We start from the raw sequence: 18,414 nt of genomic DNA on the forward strand, positions 1-18,414 counted from the left end.
TCGTGTTTTTAGGCGTCTTTATTTTTTGTCCTGTCGCATTTTAAAAATGCGAGTAATGGCTCATTATTCCCTTGCGAATTTTTTAAAATGCGAACGGGTATAGTTTAATACAATGATTTATAATGGCAGAATAAGTTACACAAAATAGCGACCCTAATGACATCAATCGAACCTAAACAGCGTATTATTATTGGCATCACTGGTGCAAGTGGAATTCAATACGGCATTCGGCTACTAGAATTACTTCGTCCCCTACCGATTGAAACACACTTAATTGTTACTAAAGCAGCTCACCAAGTTCGACAATATGAAGTAGACATGAGTGCTGATGAGTTAAGTAAACTAGCTGACCGTCATCATCATATCCATGATGTGGGTTGCTCCATTGCCAGCGGTTCTTATACGACGCTTGGTATGATCGTCGCACCCTGTTCTATGCATACCTTAGCGGAAATTGCTCATGGATTTGGGGGCAACGCACTGACGCGTGCGGCTGATGTTATCCTAAAAGAACGTCGTAAGTTAGTTCTCATGGTTCGTGAGTCACCTCTTAATGCCGCGCATCTTGAAAATATGCTTAAAATCACCCAAATGGGCGGTATTATTGCCCCTCCAGTGCCCGCTTTTTACAATAAACCCCTATCGCTGGATGATTTGATTAACCATAGCGTTGGAAGAGTACTCGATCTCTTCAATATTGACGTCAATGTGGTTACCCGTTGGAAATAACCTGTTAATCTTTGTCATAGCAGTGCTGCTGTCATTTTTAAACGATTATTAGCGGCCCAACTTATTCGGTACGTAGATACCTTAGTTAGAGCACTTTGCTCCTAATCTCTGCTTCGTAAGAATCAATTACCAACCGATGGAGCTTTTACCAGTGTTCATAACATTTGGATTTTTATCAAACCCTATTGAATCAACTATCCAATCAGAACAAGCATAATTTTTTTCATAACGCCAAATCCGTCTATCGCATTGAGTCCGTTTAGGGACGCGTTTTAAGAAAATTTAGCGAGTAAAAAATACTTATTCCGAAAACTTTTAAAGCGAGCAAGAAGGAGATTGCTCAACTATCAAATATTTTCTTCTTAAAGCATTTCTTTTTTATTTTTTTTTAGATAAGATACCTATTATCTAAAAAAACCACTAAATACAATTGTGGATAACTTTAATTTACCAATCCTTTTTTATTCGAAATATTAATAGTCTTCTCTCCCTAAAATCCACGCACCCATTTATTTATTTTACTATTTTCCACCGTGGCTCACTTTATTCGTTATCCACAAAATCTGTGGATAAATCTGTGTGTATTTCCTTTAAATACTGATTTCATGCGGATAACTGCACTGCCTATCCTTTTTCCAAGCTGTTTTTGTTCTTATTGTATTTTGCTAACGGCGCGATAGAATTGCTGTTTTGAATTTGGTAACTAAATATATGGGCAAGCAAAATATCTGGTGGGTCGCTGGTATTGGAGCTATAGGCACTCTAATGGCCACCATGATGCATCAAAGTGGACAATCCGTTAGCCTACTCCTTAAAAATCAAGCCCAGCTCGATGGCTATAACGGACTACATCTTAGTACCAATGAAAACCAATATTACTGTATGCCGAACGCAAAAATACCCTCGAATCTTGAAGAATCCTCCATACATCAACTAGTCGTTTGTTGCAAAGCATTTGATATTGCTCCCCTCATCCAAAACCTTAAACCATTCCTCGCAGACAGTGCGATGGTGGTTCTAATTCATAATGGTCTTGGAGTAGTCGAAGAGATTAAAGCTATTTTACCTAATCTTAGAATTGTTGTAGGCATCAGCACTATAGGGGCTTACGCAGAACGTTCTTTTAGAGTTCGAGCGTTTCTAGATGGAACACTGCAATTAGGCATTCTAAATGGGCATTTTTTTCCAGCAGAAGTTGAACATCTTAAGACGACCTTTGAGCAAACGAAACTAAATACGCTCTGGCAGAATGATATCTATCCCTTAATGTGGAAAAAATTTGCTCTAAATTGTGCCATCAATATTTTTACAGCGCTTTATCAATGCAAAAATGGAGATTTACTGCAGCGACTGGATGAGATCCGCAGAAATACTCAGGAAATCACTGTGGTGCTTAATGCATATGGTGTTGAAATGACACAAGAATCGCTATTTAACACCATCATTGAAGTCATTCAAAAAACAGACGGTAATTATTCATCCATGTATATGGATACTATGAATGGTCGGCGTACAGAACTCCCCTATTTGAATGTACAGCTAATTAAATTAGCTCAAGCCAAGAGTATAGCCACACCCTTTTCCTTAGAATTATTAGAACAATTTCATGCCCAATATGGTTGAGGTTATTCTCTTGAATTCCAATCAGTAAGGATACTAACGTCCATCCTCATGCACCTTAAAGATATATGATGAACGTCTTTTATCTTGGGTATATTATGGCAAGCCAAGGTCAGTATAGTAAGAGAACTCTATTGATCAGATTCATATGCCTTTCAAAGGTTAATGTTTCTTGAATTAAATATCGTTGCACAAAAAGCTCTAAGCAAGCTTTCTTTTCAGAAGGAGCCGATTCATCCTGCACTTCCCGTGCCAGAGATAAGGCTGCTAATAAGGTTGCCATGCTCTCTACAATAGCTTTAAAAGTCAACGTCTGTTCTTCAAGGGGTAATGATTTTAAATGCGCAAGTGATTGTTCTAACGCTTGTATTTTACCTTCAAAAACACTTTTATAGGACGAATCTTTGGGTTGTTGCACGCTTAATGCGCGTAGATGCGATAAGAAAATATCATCCACATGAAATCGATGTATATCTTTTAACACCTGCATCCATAACACGAAATGCGTGCCTTCCCAGTTTTCACAAACGATGCAATCTCTAAGCAATCTTGGTAATGAAGAAAAACTCTCGATCGTGCCATTACCCGCTAACACATCCAAGCAGTGATGTATGTTTTCAACCGAATATTTCGCGGTAAAATACTTATTGATGTTCGCGAGGGTTCGTAACAACAATTGTTTTTCTTGGCTCTGCTGGGACGTTGAAGAAGAATCGAAATCATCCTGTAAGCATGCCATGTGAAATACACTGGCAATCATTGCTGTGATATCCGCTTTAATCGTGGCAAGAGATTCTTTAACTAAAGGGTAATCAATAATTTTATGCTCAAACGCTTGGCGATTAAGTGCATAATAATAAGCAATTTGATACGCTCGACGTGCCATTCCCAACACAGAAAAGGCATTGAAAATACGCGATAAATGCAGCACATTTTCCATGACAAGATTAATGCCTTGTTCCAATTTCCCCATGGGGTAAGTCAATGCGTGCTCAAAATCAACTTCAGCGGTTGCCATTGAGCGCGTGCCAAATTTTTGTTTTAACCGTCGGATTCGATAATGGTTCGGGCTACCATTCGGCAACGTTTGCGGCACTAAAAACAAGCCAAGACCTTTTGTACCTGCTATGGTTTGATCAAAACGCGCCGTCATTAAGATAAGCTCGGCATTCGCATTAGAACAAAACCATTTTTCACCGGTGATTCGCCAATGACCTTCTTCATCCTGATAGGCATAGGATGCATTTGCGCCCACATCGGAGCCTCCTTGAATTTCGGTTAAAAATTGCGCGCCGGTAAAGTTTTCACGAAAAGAAGGTAGTGATAGTTTTTCAACCCATTCGTCATTTTCTTTTAAGTCGGAATGATGATTTAATATCCTCATCACCCCAGCAGAGCATGCTATTGGGCAATTATGACCTGCTTCGCCTGCATGAGAAGAAAGTATAAATAAGCTTAATGTTTTAAGCATCTGACCTGGCTTATTTAAGTACCCCATTAATCCAGATCCATAAATAATATCCCCTGCTTTTACGTACAAAGGATTATGATTCACCACATCTTTACGCTCACCAATTGCATCGTATTGCTGTAGCCTTGGGAGGTGTTCATCCTGATTGTTTTCACGCACAATCGGCTCAAGTTCTTTAGCAACTTGGCTCGCAAAGGTTTGCAGCGCATTTAAAAAATGAGTGTCCTCTGACAAATAAAAACAATAGGTATGCATTAAATTCGATTCAGGTCGTAGAATGTTTTCTTTAAGCTGCTTTTCCCATGTTTTAAATTGTTCGCGTGCTGTTTCATAAGCATTCATTTCAACCATTCACTTTCCTTATTCAAGTCTAAATCCAAAAGGGTTATTCTGTCTTAAACCCATCATAATTTTTCCACGGCATGCTTTCACGGATAATATCCTCTACTTGCGCTAACTTCGGCCCATGCTGTAGCCACTCATAAAATTTCTCAAGTTGCGACTCATTGCCACAAGCTTGAACTTCAACACGACCATCAGCCAAATTCCGAGCTATACCAACGATTCCTAACGTTTCAGCCTCTTCTTGCGCTGAGGCTCTAAACCAGACACCTTGTACTCTCCCGGATATCAAGCATTTCATACAAGTCCTGTTCGTCATTTAAAACCCTCATTTGATAGATTAAATTTTCTTATAAAATCAGCTATATTAGTTAATAAATCAAGTGATTGTACAGGAGTACACCATGAGGGTGCTGATTGTAGGAGCAGGGATTGCTGGTTTAACACTCGCAGGGCTGCTTAAACAGCGAGGGTTAAACCCTACCGTCATTGAGAAAGCAGCATCAATTGGGGATGTGGGTTATATGCTTGGACTCTACCCCACTGGGGCCAGTGTATTACGAGCGCTAAAGGTCTATGATCAATACCTTGAAGTGTCTGCTCCAGGAAAAAACTATGAGGCGTATAACATCGCAGGCGAAAAACTCAAAGACTTTTCATTCCAACCCATTGTCGAACGATATGGACCCTATCAACTGATCACCCGCTATGAGCTTTTAAATCTTCTTTACCAAGCCTGCAAAGACTTAGAGATACGTTTTAATATGCAAGTCTCCACACTTCTGCAGCACAAGAACGAAGTGGAAATTCAATTTTCAGACCAAAGCAATGGTATGTTTGATTTAGTGGTTGGTGCTGACGGCCTTCACTCAGCAATTCGTGATTTAATCTTAAACGAAGATGAATATCATTACTTCAGTACTGGCTGGGGCGGCTGGGTTTGGTGGTCAGATCTAGACACGCTTCCAAGACATACCATCCGCGAATATTGGGGCAAAGGGACTTTCTTTGGTGGTTATCCTGTTCGCGATAAAGTTGGACTAATTGCAGCCGTGAATCATCCTTCATCTGAGGATGCTTTGCAAGGACAAAGTCGAAAACAATACCTCAACAACCATTTTGAATCCATATTTAGCATTCATCCTGAATTTTTAAAGGATCTGCCCCCTGACGATCATCCTGTTTTCTTTTGGTCGCTTAAAGATCAACGCGCTTTGAAATGGCATAAAGGTCGAGTTGTATTGCTTGGGGATTCTGCTGCCGCATTTTTGCCTACGGCAGGTGTCGGAGCCTCAATGGCTCTGGAATCTGCTGCAGCGTTTAATGACATTTTGTCAAGAACGGGTGCGGAATTTATTCCTCATGCGTTAAATCTATTTGAAAAACGACGTAAAAAACGGGTTGAAGGCGCACAAAATGATTCTAGGCGCCTTGCAAAAATGATGTTTGTAAGCTCTGGGTTTAACGCCTGGATGCGGGATTACTTTACTAAAATGATGTCGGTCGATTCTGTAATCAAAAGCATCGTTAAAGGATTCGACGAACCCATTTAAATCCAGTTGAGTCGACTGCCACCCAAAAAGCCAACATAATGAGCAGGATAAATGCTTAAGGTTTAAAAGCTCTGTACATGACAAAAAAACCTGTCATGTACAGAGGTTTAAAAGCTTATGGTTTGCTGCTAATAGAGAATCTTGTATCATTAAAGTGCTTTGCAAAAATTACCTTTGATCCAGTGTTTAGTTAATAAAACGGCCAGAAGAGCATGATGAGTAAAGTTCCTATTGACGCGATGATAACGGTAAGCGGTAGGCCCATAAGCCAATAATCGGAAAATCGATAATTACCGGGGCCTAGGATAAGGGTATTGGACTGATGGCCGACTGGGGTTAAGAAGGTGCAGGAAGAGCCAATTGCCACCCCCATTAAAAATGGATCGGCCGAAGCGCTCCAATCTGCAGCCATTTGCAAAGCGATGGGCGCAAAAATCAATGCAACTGCGGCGTTGTTAATGAGATTAGACAAAATCATAGCCACCAGGATTAACAAAAAAAGGTTGATGCCTAGCGGCATCGTTTGACCGTAATAATATAATGTCGTTCCGAGCAACTTGGCAGTACCCGTCGATTCCATTGCTTCACCCACCGGAATTAACGTTCCGATAAGCACAATTATCGGCAAATTAATACTGCGATACGCTCTTTCCAAACTTAAACAGCCCGTTATCACCGTTAAGACGGCCGCTGCAAAAAAGGCCACATCCACACGTACCAAATTGAAAATAATAGCCAAAAGCGCTATGGCAAAAATCGTAATGACTTTTATGCTGGCTTTTTTTGAAAATGGCCTAACATGCTTTTGGTCTAAAAAAACACCATTTAGCGCTTCTAATATGTCTGGAGATATTTTAAACTCTGATTTTACTAATAAAGCATCCCCGGGTTTGAGCTTAAGCTCTTTAATTCGTTCTGTAACGGTCGTATTTCTTCGTGCTACGGCAATAATTTCAATGCCATAGCTTTCTGGAAGTTTTAATGCTTCAATAGGTTTTTTAAGTAATGGAGATTGTGGCAATACGGTAATTTCAGATAAAAAGTGAGGCTTTGTCTTTGAATTTTTAATCTCAGGCCTGTATTCAGCACTAAGTTTATATTGATCGATTAACTCATTCACCGTCCATTTATCAGTTTCTAAAATAAATGAATCGCCAGGGTAAACTGTATAAAAACCCATGTTTTCACGAATAACTTCTTCAGCTCGTACCATGGCCAATAATTCAATTTTGTCTTCATAATCATTCAACATCGACGCCACTTTTTTATTAATTAATGAAGAATTGGGTTTAACCTTAAGTTCTACTGTGAATTTCTCAGTTGGTTTTTGTTCCTCCTTACCCTTAGGAAGAGGAATCAGCTTCCAGCCCCAATACGCGATAAACAGCACCCCAACAATTGCCAGGCCCAAGCCAACCGGAGCAAAATCAAAAAAGTAATAAGCTTCTCCAATATATCGTTTACGATAATCAGAAATAATAATGTTGGGCGGCGTTCCAATTAGTGTAATTAGGCCCCCTATCAAAGAACTAAACGCTAAGGGCATGAGCATCTGCTGGCGAGGGATGTTTTTAATTCTTGCAATTTTTAACGTAATCGGAATCATTAATGCCACGGCACCGACGTTGTTAATAAAGGCAGAAAGCCCCACAACCATCGAACAAAGCGCTAGATTCTGTTTTGGAATATTCTTTTTTCTTAAGCGAATGTAGTTTGCTATTTGTGACAAAACGCCTGAATTCTCAACGGCTTTGCTAATGACAAATATGGCTGCAACCGTGATGACCGCGCTATGGCTAAAACCAGTAAAGGTTTTTTTGACAGGGATCAATCCGAAAAAAACGGTGAGCAATAAAGCAAGTGATGCTACTACGTCATAGCGTACAATATTAGTGGTAAACGCAACCAACGCGAGCACTAAAATAATAGTCAAAACAACTTGGTCGTAGTTCATTTCATCACTAGAAAAAATAATTTTACCTCTATATTTAACCGGTTTTGAACGTAAGTAAAGAAAAAATAAGCATTTATTATTTGTGAGTTTAGACAGCTAATCGAGCATCCCAAGCCGTTTTCTTGCCCTACATCTTTCCTTCTTGTATAATTATGGTACAGGAATTGTTTATCATTCACCTCGAGTGATCTTTAAAAAATACAAGGAGAGTATCATGCAAGTCAAAGACGTTATGACACCTAATCCCAGATTCTTGCTTACTTCAGCAACTCTAAGTGACGCCGCAAAAAAAATGCGAGAACTGGATACAGGATTTATTCCAATTGGCGACCAAAGCACTAACAAAATCGTTGGAACCTTAACCGATCGGGATATTGTGATTGAAGCGGTTGCCAATAAAAAAGCGCTGGATACCCCCGTAGAAAACATCATGCATAAAGGCGTTTGTTACTGTTATGAAACCGATGACATTAAAGAAGCCACCGAATGCATGAAAGATAAGCAAATAAGACGATTAATTGTACTTGATAAAGATAAAAATTTAACCGGAATTGTTTCACTAGGGGATATTGCTCTTCATTGCCAAGATGAGTTAACCGGTGACGCCCTTGAGAAAATTTCCAAGCACTGATTTAAAAGGATCTGAGCATCAACCATTTTTTTGGTTGATGCTTTAATTTTATTTGCGCTTTAGACTTTCTAGGCTCAACCAGTTCTTTTATCGCAGTAAACCTAGTCCACGATCGTCCAATATTTCACTTGTATCACAGGCGTCACTTACGGTACGCTTATGCTCGAATCAGGTGACCTATACCCAATTGTATAAAATACGTATTTTTAGGCGCCTTTATTTTTTGTTCTGCCGCATTTTAAACAGCGAGTAATGGCTCATTCCCTTGCGAGTTTTTTAAAATGTGGCAGGACGAAAAAGAAAAAGCATAAATTACGCATTTCAAAGATCACGGGTATATATCTCAAGGATGTCAGATGGCACTAGCCAATTTGGCTCACGATTTAGACCCTTGTAGCAGGGAGCTTTGATTTAAATCGTTGTAAATTTTGATAATCAAAAACAACCACCGGCCGACCAAGTCAAAAAGAATAGGGAGATAACGTAATGAATTTTAAAAAGAATCTAATCGCTGTTACTGTATTGCAATGTGCTAATCTTGCTGTGTTTGCAGGAACGATGGGCACCGTATGTACCCCTGATAATGTAACTGTTCCTTGTGAAGCTACTGCCTGGGATTTTGGTGCAGAAGCATTGTACCTACGTCCTTCTTACAGCGGTGAGTTTGCTTTTACTTCAGATCGCGCAATAACTTCAACGCGTGATATAGAAAATCCCGTACAAACCAAATGGAATTGGGGTTTCAAATTAGAAGGATCATATCATTTCAATAAGGGTAATGATATCAACCTTAACTGGTATTCTTACGATGCAACATATCGCTATTCTGTTGACTTTGGCAATGACCCAACCAACTTAAGATCGAGCTTTCTTACAATTAAGCCGACTTGGAATGCCATTAACCTAGAGCTTGGGCAACGTGTTGATTTTATTGACCATAAAAATATTCGGCTTCATGGTGGAGCTCAATTTGCCCAGTTAAAAACCACAGTAAACAACATTCTTACAATTAACGGACTGACTACTGACGAGTATCGTCTTAATTATATGCGATATAACGGTGTTGGACCTCGTCTTGGAGTTGACCTATTGTACGGATTGACAAAAATCGATGGCCTCTCAGTGTACGGTAATGGTGCAGCAGCGATGCTTGCAGGAAACATTAAGTTTGATGAATATAGCGCTATCTTAAATAAAAGTACAACGGGTAAACGATTTGGGGTTGTGCCTGAAATGGAAATGAAACTGGGTGTTAAATACGACTATACGAACTCAAAGGGAGTTTTGAGCCTAGATGTTGGCTATATGTTCCTTAATTACTTTGATGTATTACGCAGTGATAACAACACTGTTATTCAAGGATCTGACACTAATTTTGCACTCAATGGTCCCTATTTTGGTTTAAAATGGCTGGGCTAACACCTAACAACCCGGATTGGGTTTTACCTCATCCGGGCTACCCGTTAAATGTAACTCATTATAGACACTGAGGATTAAAAAAACTCTATAGCTTTAACCTTTAACGCATCCATGAACTCAACATAGAGCGATGTGTTTCATCCACCGCTTGCACCGCTTCCATGGCATTTTTTAGATGTTCGGAGTCTAATATTATTTTCTCCTTGTCATTTAACCACCCGAGCTCTTTTAATACCGCTTTAGTTCGATTTCCACCCTCAGTTAAGGCGTGTCTTAATACAGTCTCTAAGGATGCGTTTTTATAGTCCAAATTTGAATGCCTCAAAAAACTAAAAAAACCTTGTTTATCCTGGTGTAATCGCCTTTCATAATGTCTTCTAAAACAAGTTAATAATTCTTCTTCTGTGCACTCGCGTTTTTTTTGGCGAATGATTTTATCAGGCTCTAATAAGGTATATTGTCTACCTAAGTGTTCATAAAAATGAGCCGCTAATAAAGCATGCATATCTGCAGAGGGATGTACATCATCGTAATATATATATCCACGAGCTGGTGATATCCCTTTTGAGGGTCGGTTAAAATCAGGTGAGTCTGAGTAGGCAAGATGTTTTTTTTCTTCTTCAAAATAATACTTAGTGGGGTTTTGATAAATCTTTTCAAACTGCGAATTAACATCAAACACATCAATCGAACAATAGGGATAATCGCTTGCCAAAGCCGCACAGGCTTCTTGCAATTTCGTATTGAAGTAATGAGAACATTGGGCAGCCTCATCTCGTTCAGCCTGGCTTTTATTATAAAAACGTGGCGTTAAAGATAAGTTAGGTAGATTGAACAAAATAAAGTTACGATAACCCGCTGAAATGAGCTTTTTTACATTATCCATACGCGCAGCGATTGCGCGATTCACTTCTTCCTGTGTGGGTTTAGCATTGACGGTAATCAAATCATTCGCGCCAGACCATTCTATAATTAATGTCTCACTTTTTTGTTTACAAGAGATATTATGCTTTCTGTCATATTGCAAAAGCTTATGCCGCATGTCCTCCAGTGCTGATAAAATCAAACGAGAAAAAAAACGCTTGAGATTCCAACTAAGCGCCCAACTATAATCGTGCGACATTAACCCACCCTCACAATAGCTTCGCACCCATAATTTATTATGGTAACGAACATATTTATCGTCATCTAAAGAATAGCTATCGTAAATCGCTCGTAAAATTCGCTGATCACGCATAATGACTGCATCAGCAATATCGGTATCACGCAAATGACATCGCTTTTCAAGCCGCTTAATAGTAAAGTCACTAGCGATGCTCGCTGTCACATGGTCGCCCCATACCAAACCATTGGTAAATCGTCCATCGGGAGAGCGCTGTTCTAGCCCAGCAATTTTACGCATAGGAATGATGCCGAATAAAAACGCTCGATTAACCGTCCCACGATCCGATAGGCTGTCCCCCATCATTGTTATATATTTGATTTCATTTAGTTTTATATTGATTGCTTGCTGAGCCTCTCCTTGGTTTAGCGGCATAAAACCTCCAGTAATAATAAACATCGTGTTGATATATACCCGTGCTCGTTCAAAATGCGAGTATTTAGGCGCCTTTATTTTTTGTCCTGTCGCATTTTGAACGATCACGGGTATAGAATGTGATCTTACTCGCTCATTGTAAATACCGATTCTTAATGCTACTTTTATTTGTTATAAAACCCACAAAAGGAGATTGCGTGTGAATCGTTCAATCTGGATTAGAAGTATTATGATTGGTATGTTATTTAGCCCTGTAGTATTGGCAAAGGCTGAAATTACTGGAACCTATCAGTGTGCAGGTGAGTCCAATATCAACAATAAACCATTTAAAGGAACGCTTGAGATTAAAGCCCATGATAAAAAAGGACTCTATGAATCGCAGTTTACCTATGCCGATGGATCAAAAGATGTTGGAATGTTAAAGCCATCTAAAAAAGAAAATATTTTCGTCCAATACTTTCATTCTGTTGCGGCCCCTAAAGCCAGTGGGTTCACTAAATTTACTTTAAAATCCTCCCAGCAACTGGTAGCAGACTTTGTTTATATTAGTGAAGATACTGGTGATATTGCAACTGGCTCAGCGCTTTGTACCAATTTAAAAGCAAAAAAAACTTAAGTCTGGTAGTAAAGCCCCGTTTTCCTGATTGATAACCTTGCAACTCAGAAGATGATCTGAGCAAATCAGTCCACTAAGCAGAGAGTTTTCTACTCTTATCTGCTTTATTGTGCTTTAATTATAATAATACATCGCATTATTGATACGTCCGGAAGAGTTAAACACTTGTATTATCAACGCTTATTTAAATGGGTTTTTATCATTAGCATTTTGCTAATGGGGATCACCTATTACTATAAAGATAATTTACCCAATCCAACTGCATATGATCCAGAGCTACTGAAAGCTCCTTTACAATCTAAAACGGAAAGAACACCTTTTTCCGTTGTGGCAAATAAACAACAATATACGATTACACCTAAATTTGATTACGAACTCACAGGCATTGTAGTCAGTTATAGTGATGCAGATGGATTCACCAATATTTGGCACCATAAGCGCTGGAAAGACTTTATCAATGTCCGTGATCTTTGTGTGATTTGGGAACCTAATGTGAGCTCTGGGATCTATAAAAATATGCAATTCAGTAGTGATAGCTGGACATGCTGGTCTTATTGGCCAGACGATAAAACAGGGGATATGTTTCAATCAAATGCTATGTCGAATAATCATTTGTTAACCGATAATTATTTAATAAAAAATACATTACGACAAGCTGAAATAGGCGATGTCATTCATTTTAAAGGGGTATTAGCAGAATATAAAAACAATTTAAATGGCAGCTCTCGGGGCACAAGCACAACGCGCGATGACACGGGTGATGGCGCATGTGAAACGGTATATATTGATGAGTTTAACATTGTGAAAAAAGCCAATCCAGGCTTAAGAAATCTATATGCTTTTTCTAAGTGGATAGCTGGTGTCTCCCTTATCGGATTTCTTTATCTGTTTTGTACCGCCAGACATAAACCCTATTCTTAATTATCGATTATTTGCGAAAGACCGTCTGCCTTTATTGTTAAGAGTTTAGATACCCAGTCGAACCTTGGCCGTCTTTACTTGTTCACTTTCTCAATTCCATTAGTACTGAAATGTCTAAAGACTTAATTGCAAAGCATTAGGACTACCATTTATTTTTAATAGGCAGTCCTAAACCAGGATTATATGTTATAAGAGTCGTAGTCCGCATCGGTTAATTCTTGAAAAGGCTCAGGAATTTGATCAGCAACCGTGTTCATAGCTCTTGCCAATCCAGTTTGTTTTGGATGATAAAAAGTACCAAATAACATCAAGCCAGCGCCTACTCCAGCGGTTACTGCTCCAGCAACAAGGGGTGCAAATGGGATTAACACAATTCCGGCAATAAGAATTGTTATGCCCAAGGCAAACATTAAATTACTCAGCTGTTGTAAGGGCTTAGCTGGATTTCCTTGCACTGTTTGAGCTAACAGCTTATATTCATCGACTTTTTCTTCAAGAGTCTTATCATTCGACTCAAACAAATTGATAGTGGCGTTTAACACCTTACAAAGTTCAGGTATTTGTGATGATTTGGAGTGCCTTAAAGAAGTTACTTCTTGGATTAGTGCTCCTAAGCTCCTTTGGACATCATTGTGTTGTTCGACTTTTATATTGCCCAGTTGACGGAGTAGTACCTCGAACTTTTCAATAAATTGTTCTTCCTCTTGATTACCCATCAATCCGGGCTGTTGTGAGGATTTTAAAGCAGCCGCTTGATTCCGAATACCATCTAACGCGTCAATAGTCAAGACTGGAGGATCATTGTCTTCACCGCGAAAATGGTATGCTCTGCCTAACTCTGGGATGTAGTGCTCTAGCGTATTTAGCGTAGTATTGGGTTCAGTTGACTCTTCTAGCGCAGTGAGTGCCTCGTTGGAAAGCAGGCGTAAATGTAAACTAACATACTTTTCAGCGGCAAGACGTTGTAATGCTCTAAAGTTATTTTCTTCATAATTCTCGCCTGAACCAGCAAAATGCAGGAAATCATCCCCATTGGAATGGTCTTGAATAAAATCATCTTCTAAACCAAAGGTTTTATAATGCTCAACAACTTTAGTTCTAAAGTTTTCTCCATCACTTAGATCAGCCTGCATTAAATCTAAAAGTGCCTGCTTGGCTTCTGAGTTCTCAAGCGCCATACTGTTCAATGCTTCTATAAATTGTGCGTTCTTAGCCATTTAATTCTCTCACTGTTAGTGACATATCCTTTTCCTCGCGAATCCTAACATAGGGAGTATAAGCATGCAATAAAATCTACTTTGTGAATTTATTTTGCGCACCTATTGGCACTTTGTTTATCCCTCTTTGCTACGCTGCTTATGGGTGACGCAATCTTGTAGGTTCAGACTACTCGCTTCGCTCTTCCCCCAAAAGCGAATATGCTTTTTTTCCTTCTTTTCTAGGCTCTAAATAATAAGGGGTCTCATAAAAGATGGAGTCAATTTTTTTTTCTTTCACAAATTCTTTAATTTCAAAGGCATGACTTTTTTTAGAGCTGGTTTTTTCAAAATCTTCTATGACAGCCGCGTTTTCTTTGGCTATTCTTAAATAATAACTAAGTTATTTTTAGCCTTTTCGTTAAGGATCAATCATTAAAGGAGTAATCAAATGAAAAACGTACACAAGTTAAAATCAAAAGCAGAATCTTTAAGTAATCAGGCGATGGAAAAAACCAGCGATCTGGTTTCACAAGGCACTAAAAAAGCAGATCACGTCTATGAACAGGCTCAAAAAAATCTTCACAAAGTAGAAAAAAATGTAAAACGTTATTCGCGTAAAATTTCTAAAAACATTCAAAACAACCCAAGGTCTGTAATATTAGCCGTTATAGGGATTGGTTGCCTAATTGCGTCTATTTGGAAAGCAAAATAATTTAAGAATATGTGGCTCTTTTGCAATTAGGGCGTATTTACAAGCATTTTGAAGGATTACAGGCATGAGTGTTTTTTGTCCAGAACGAAGTTATTTTTTTCTCTGTACGGTACGATTTTTAAACCTATGATATAACTGCTGAAAGGCTTTAGGATCATTGGTCTTATCAATATAATCTTTGATTTTAGATGCAGTTTCCATGATTGAAATATTCGTATTATCCACTTCTATACCCGTAATCTTTCAAAATGCGTGTTTTTAGGCGCCTTTATTTTTTGTCCTGCCGCATTTTAAAAAGCGAGTAATGGCTCATTCCCTTGCGAGTTTTTTAAAATGCGGCAGGGCGAAAAAGAAAAAGCATAAATCACGCATTTTGAAAGATTACGGGTATAGATCATAGCTCATGTTTTTATGAGTGACTAAAGCACTGCAACGGTTCCAACCATCAGGTCTTCCTCCAGCTGCAGTATCTTTTGTACTTAGTACACTCCTAGCGCGTTCACGTCTTGCGCCCTCTTCATCAGATACGTGTAAAGCAATGACATATACTTTAAAGGGATGAAACATATTTAGAGCGCGCTCGAACCATTCTGGCTTCCAAAAAATTTGATCAGAGATCACATTTAATCCAAGCTCTAAATAGGCGGCAATGGCATCGTAACTTGCGTACATAACCTTATCGAGAACAGGACCTGGTGTAACCTGAAAGTATGGCTTATTGTCTTGATAATAAGTCTCTGCGGTGTAATAGTCTGGTGTTGCGCTATCAAGTTGCATTTGTTTTGGAGGAATTGAAGACCAGAAGCGGTCAATTCCCAACCGAACGTATGGTTTTTCAGCTAAGTCCTGGAATACCGCACAAGTTGAAGTTTTGCCTGCACTCGATCCACCATTGATAATAATTAATTGTCCCTTTGCCATGATTCTTTCCTTAAAATACAGTATCTTAATTAGAGCATAACAGAATTTGGAGAGAGTATGTCAGATCTTGCCGCGGATATATTATTAGGCTTTTCGCATTATCTGCCTGTACTTTTGATTGCTTTTGCTGGTTCCTTATTGTACAAGGAGCAAGGACTGCGACTGTTCTTTCAAACATTCTGCTTGATTGCGTTTGGACTCATTTTAAACGTCGCCTTAAAAGGAACGTTTAAAGTCTCTCTATCACCGAAGATCAGCACTGTGCATTATGCTTTTCCAAGCGGTCATATGCAGCTTTCAACCGCTTTTTATTTATGGTGGCTTATTTACCTTCCTTACTGGTGGTATCGAATATTGTTAATTCTGGTTTTATCAGGAATTGGAGCGGCTATGATTCATTATGAGTTTCATACCCTAGTCGATATTATCGGGGGTTTTGTAGCCGGCTTATTGCTTGTCACTGGCTATTATTATTGTTTAAAACAAACCTTTAAATGCTTACCATGGGTGCTGCTATTGCTTATAAATATTCTTCAACTCTATAACGTTCTGGTTTATACCCATGTTCCTTCCCATGGCTGGACGATGTATTATTATTTATCGATTCTGATTCTTTTAGAGCGTATCGCAAGTCTCAATGGTCGATTATTTTCCTTGTGGCGCTTTGTACCTCGAAAACAACTTTCATGAATTGTTTTGTGATTTTATAAATTTCTCAAACTCTTTGGCTGGCATTGGCTTAGCATAGTAATATCCTTGCATATAAATGCATCCATGTTTTTTTAAATACTCTGTCTGTGCTTTGGTTTCAACCCCTTCTGCTATGACTTGCAAATTTAAGGCTTTAGCAACTGAAAGAATACTGCGGGTGATCGCCTGACTGCTTGGATTTTCCAAATCTTGTATAAAGCTTTTATCAATTTTTAATACCGATAGAGGCAATGATTTTAAATGACTCAATGAAGTGTACCCAGTACCAAAATCATCAAGGGACACTGAAAACCCCATTTCGGTGAATGTATTTAAAACTTTATTGGCTAGAACAACATTTGACATCACGGCTGTTTCAGTAATCTCCAGCACCACCAGTGTTGGGTCAATTTTATAGCGTTCTAATTGTGATTCTAATAGCGTTATAAGCTTATTCGCAATACGAAAATCAATTTGAGTGGCTGAAAGATTAATGGATAAAAATTTTTTTTGATTAAAGATGTCATTATCGGTTTCTATCCATTTCCCCAGTTGCTTTAATGCCGTACTAGCAACCCATTCAGTAATTGGGTTAATTAAGTTCGCCTCTTCGGCGATAGGAATAAAAAGATCTGGAAGAATAAAACCTTTAATTGGGTGATTCCAACGAATCAACACTTCACATCCAATGATTTTATTTGTAATTGCATCCAGCTGCGGTTGATACACTAACGAAAATTCTTTTTTCTTTAAAGCGCGACGAATATCCTGCTCCATTGCAACAATTCGTTGAATTTGTTCATTAAGTTCTTGAGTATAAAATTCTGCACGATTACGGCCCCGTGCTTTAGCACGATACATCGCCTGATCACCGTGTTTCATTACGTCAATAGCACTCAATTCTTTAACAATCCGATCGATGTGCATAATTCCAATGCTAATCGTACTTGTGCTCTCCTCTCCATCAACCATAAAAGGCCTTTGAAAACTTCTTAGAATTCGCTCGGCGAACTGATTAACCTTATAGGCTTCGTTACATTCTTCCAATAGGATGATAAATTCATCACCACCAATACGAGCAACAAAGTCGGTATCTCGCAATAGTTTCTTAAAGCGTTCACTAGCTTGTTGTAATATGAAGTCGCCAGCTTGATGCCCTAAAGTGTCGTTAATTTTCTTGAAACAATCCAAATCCATGTAGAATAAAGTTAAGGAGGCGAGCTTACCACGTTTGTGTTTCTCTAAAAGGATATTTAAAGTTTCATGGGCAGCAAGACGATTCGGAAGTCCGGTTAAAAAGTCAATTCGTGCTGCTTCTTCGAGTTTGTGCTGCATTTTTTTGAACTCTGTAATATCAATGACCGTTCCGAAATATCCTGTAAGTTCCCCATCTTTTTTTTCCGGATCACAAAAAACACGAACCCAAATCACATCATCTAACGCGGATCTAAGTCGACATTCAAACTGGAAGGACTCTCCACGTTTTAAATTCGTCTTCAAGGCACTAAACGCCCGTTCCTTATCTTCTGGGAGAATACATCTCAACCAACCTTGCCCCAATAAAGCTTGTTCTGAAAATCCTGTTAATTGAGATAATTGTTGATTGACATAAACTCCGTTTCCTAACTCATCAACTTTAAACATTCCGGCTTGGGTTGAGCTAACTAAAGCTTGTTGGATTAATTCATTTTCTTTAGCTTTCTCACGAGCCTGCGATTCAAGGATCGCTCGTTCTATGGTGTTAGGCAGACGGATAAGATTATCTTTCAGGACATAATCTACGGCACCCTGCTTAATGTACTTCACCGCTTGCTCGTCTCCAACCATCCCTGAAACAATCACGGCTGGTGTTGCATGGCTTAGCTCTTGTAAGGCCTTTAATGCTTGCAGCCCATTAAAATAAGGAATACTGCAATCAATTAGGACAATATCAAACCCATCTTTTTTTAAAGCTTCGCAAAACGCCTTTTTATTGGATACTACTTTGATAGTTCCAGAAAAAGAGTCCGTCGTTAATGCTGCTTGTACCAACTCAACGTCATAGGGGTCATCTTCGAGATGTAGAATACGATAATTATTCATATAGCACTCAGTCGTAG

The 18,414-nt window shown here is 38.9% G+C and carries 17 protein-coding genes; 9 read left to right on the forward strand and 8 right to left on the reverse strand.

Going from position 1 to position 18,414, the window contains the following annotated elements:
* The first annotated feature begins 165 nt into the window (after positions 1-165).
* Together E1O47_RS00460 and E1O47_RS00465 are read left to right on the forward strand one after the other, a co-directional pair.
* Entirely contained in the window at positions 166-729 is a 564-nt protein-coding gene (locus E1O47_RS00460) for a UbiX family flavin prenyltransferase (protein ID WP_423202741.1), read from the forward strand.
* Positions 730-1,440: 711 nt separating this feature from the next.
* Complete coding sequence (locus E1O47_RS00465; protein ID WP_133129304.1) at positions 1,441-2,352, forward strand: ketopantoate reductase family protein; 912 nt, start codon at positions 1,441-1,443, stop codon at positions 2,350-2,352.
* Between the two features lie 109 nt (positions 2,353-2,461).
* Here E1O47_RS00465 and E1O47_RS00470 read toward each other — a convergent pair whose 3' ends face one another.
* Both E1O47_RS00470 and E1O47_RS00475 read right to left on the reverse strand, forming a co-directional pair.
* Positions 2,462-4,171 carry an acyl-CoA dehydrogenase family protein gene (locus E1O47_RS00470; RefSeq protein WP_133129305.1) on the reverse strand — a complete coding sequence of 570 codons (1,710 nt, stop codon included), beginning with the start codon at positions 4,169-4,171 and terminating at the stop codon, positions 2,462-2,464.
* A 34-nt stretch (positions 4,172-4,205) separates the two neighbouring features.
* Positions 4,206-4,481, reverse strand: a complete 276-nt coding sequence (locus E1O47_RS00475; protein WP_133129306.1) for an acylphosphatase — start codon at positions 4,479-4,481, stop codon at positions 4,206-4,208.
* Between the two features lie 85 nt (positions 4,482-4,566).
* On the opposite strand from E1O47_RS00475, the gene E1O47_RS00480 reads away from it, so the two are divergent.
* Complete coding sequence (locus E1O47_RS00480) at positions 4,567-5,715, forward strand: FAD-dependent oxidoreductase (RefSeq protein ID WP_133129307.1); 1,149 nt, start codon at positions 4,567-4,569, stop codon at positions 5,713-5,715.
* A 190-nt stretch (positions 5,716-5,905) separates the two neighbouring features.
* Here E1O47_RS00480 and E1O47_RS00485 read toward each other — a convergent pair whose 3' ends face one another.
* Positions 5,906-7,669, reverse strand: a complete 1,764-nt coding sequence (locus tag E1O47_RS00485) for an SLC13 family permease (RefSeq protein WP_133129308.1) — start codon at positions 7,667-7,669, stop codon at positions 5,906-5,908.
* A 214-nt stretch (positions 7,670-7,883) separates the two neighbouring features.
* On the opposite strand from E1O47_RS00485, the gene E1O47_RS00490 reads away from it, so the two are divergent.
* A complete protein-coding gene (locus E1O47_RS00490) occupies positions 7,884-8,300 on the forward strand; it encodes a CBS domain-containing protein (RefSeq protein ID WP_133129309.1) in 417 nt (138 codons plus the stop codon).
* Between the two features lie 486 nt (positions 8,301-8,786).
* Positions 8,787-9,719, forward strand: coding sequence for an Lpg1974 family pore-forming outer membrane protein (locus E1O47_RS00495; RefSeq protein ID WP_133129310.1), 933 nt, complete (start codon positions 8,787-8,789; stop codon positions 9,717-9,719).
* Between the two features lie 100 nt (positions 9,720-9,819).
* Here the strand turns inward: E1O47_RS00495 and E1O47_RS00500 are convergent, their stop codons facing one another.
* Complete coding sequence (locus tag E1O47_RS00500) at positions 9,820-11,256, reverse strand: SGNH/GDSL hydrolase family protein (RefSeq protein WP_165475002.1); 1,437 nt, start codon at positions 11,254-11,256, stop codon at positions 9,820-9,822.
* Between the two features lie 199 nt (positions 11,257-11,455).
* On the opposite strand from E1O47_RS00500, the gene E1O47_RS00505 reads away from it, so the two are divergent.
* Positions 11,456-11,872 carry a hypothetical protein gene (locus E1O47_RS00505; RefSeq protein ID WP_133129312.1) on the forward strand — a complete coding sequence of 139 codons (417 nt, stop codon included), beginning with the start codon at positions 11,456-11,458 and terminating at the stop codon, positions 11,870-11,872.
* A 216-nt stretch (positions 11,873-12,088) separates the two neighbouring features.
* Positions 12,089-12,793: a hypothetical protein gene (locus tag E1O47_RS00510; RefSeq protein WP_207384266.1), complete on the forward strand. Its 705-nt coding sequence runs from the start codon at positions 12,089-12,091 to the stop codon at positions 12,791-12,793.
* A gap of 179 nt (positions 12,794-12,972) precedes the next feature.
* On the opposite strand, the gene E1O47_RS00515 is transcribed toward E1O47_RS00510, so the two are convergent.
* Positions 12,973-14,010, reverse strand: coding sequence for a hypothetical protein (locus tag E1O47_RS00515; RefSeq protein WP_133129314.1), 1,038 nt, complete (start codon positions 14,008-14,010; stop codon positions 12,973-12,975).
* Between the two features lie 169 nt (positions 14,011-14,179).
* Positions 14,180-14,374 (reverse strand): Ku protein, encoded by a 195-nt coding sequence (locus E1O47_RS12650; RefSeq protein ID WP_423202742.1) that lies wholly within the window; start codon positions 14,372-14,374, stop codon positions 14,180-14,182.
* Positions 14,375-14,440: 66 nt separating this feature from the next.
* Here E1O47_RS12650 and E1O47_RS00520 point away from each other — a divergent pair, with 66 nt between their 5' ends.
* On the forward strand, positions 14,441-14,704 hold the full coding sequence (locus E1O47_RS00520) for a hypothetical protein (protein WP_133129315.1): 264 nt from the start codon (positions 14,441-14,443) through the stop codon (positions 14,702-14,704).
* Between the two features lie 381 nt (positions 14,705-15,085).
* Here the strand turns inward: E1O47_RS00520 and E1O47_RS00525 are convergent, their stop codons facing one another.
* Entirely contained in the window at positions 15,086-15,625 is a 540-nt protein-coding gene (locus tag E1O47_RS00525) for a phosphotransferase-like protein (protein ID WP_133129316.1), read from the reverse strand.
* Between the two features lie 57 nt (positions 15,626-15,682).
* Here E1O47_RS00525 and E1O47_RS00530 point away from each other — a divergent pair, with 57 nt between their 5' ends.
* Positions 15,683-16,315: a phosphatase PAP2 family protein gene (locus tag E1O47_RS00530; RefSeq protein ID WP_133129317.1), complete on the forward strand. Its 633-nt coding sequence runs from the start codon at positions 15,683-15,685 to the stop codon at positions 16,313-16,315.
* Here the strand turns inward: E1O47_RS00530 and E1O47_RS00535 are convergent.
* Entirely contained in the window at positions 16,310-18,397 is a 2,088-nt protein-coding gene (locus E1O47_RS00535) for an EAL domain-containing protein (RefSeq protein ID WP_133129318.1), read from the reverse strand. The two genes, E1O47_RS00530 and E1O47_RS00535, sit on opposite strands and share 6 nt — an antisense overlap.
* Positions 18,398-18,414: the final 17 nt, after the last annotated feature.

Source organism: Legionella yabuuchiae (assembly GCF_900640115.1).
Classification (GTDB): Bacteria; Pseudomonadota; Gammaproteobacteria; order Legionellales; family Legionellaceae; genus Legionella_A; species Legionella_A yabuuchiae.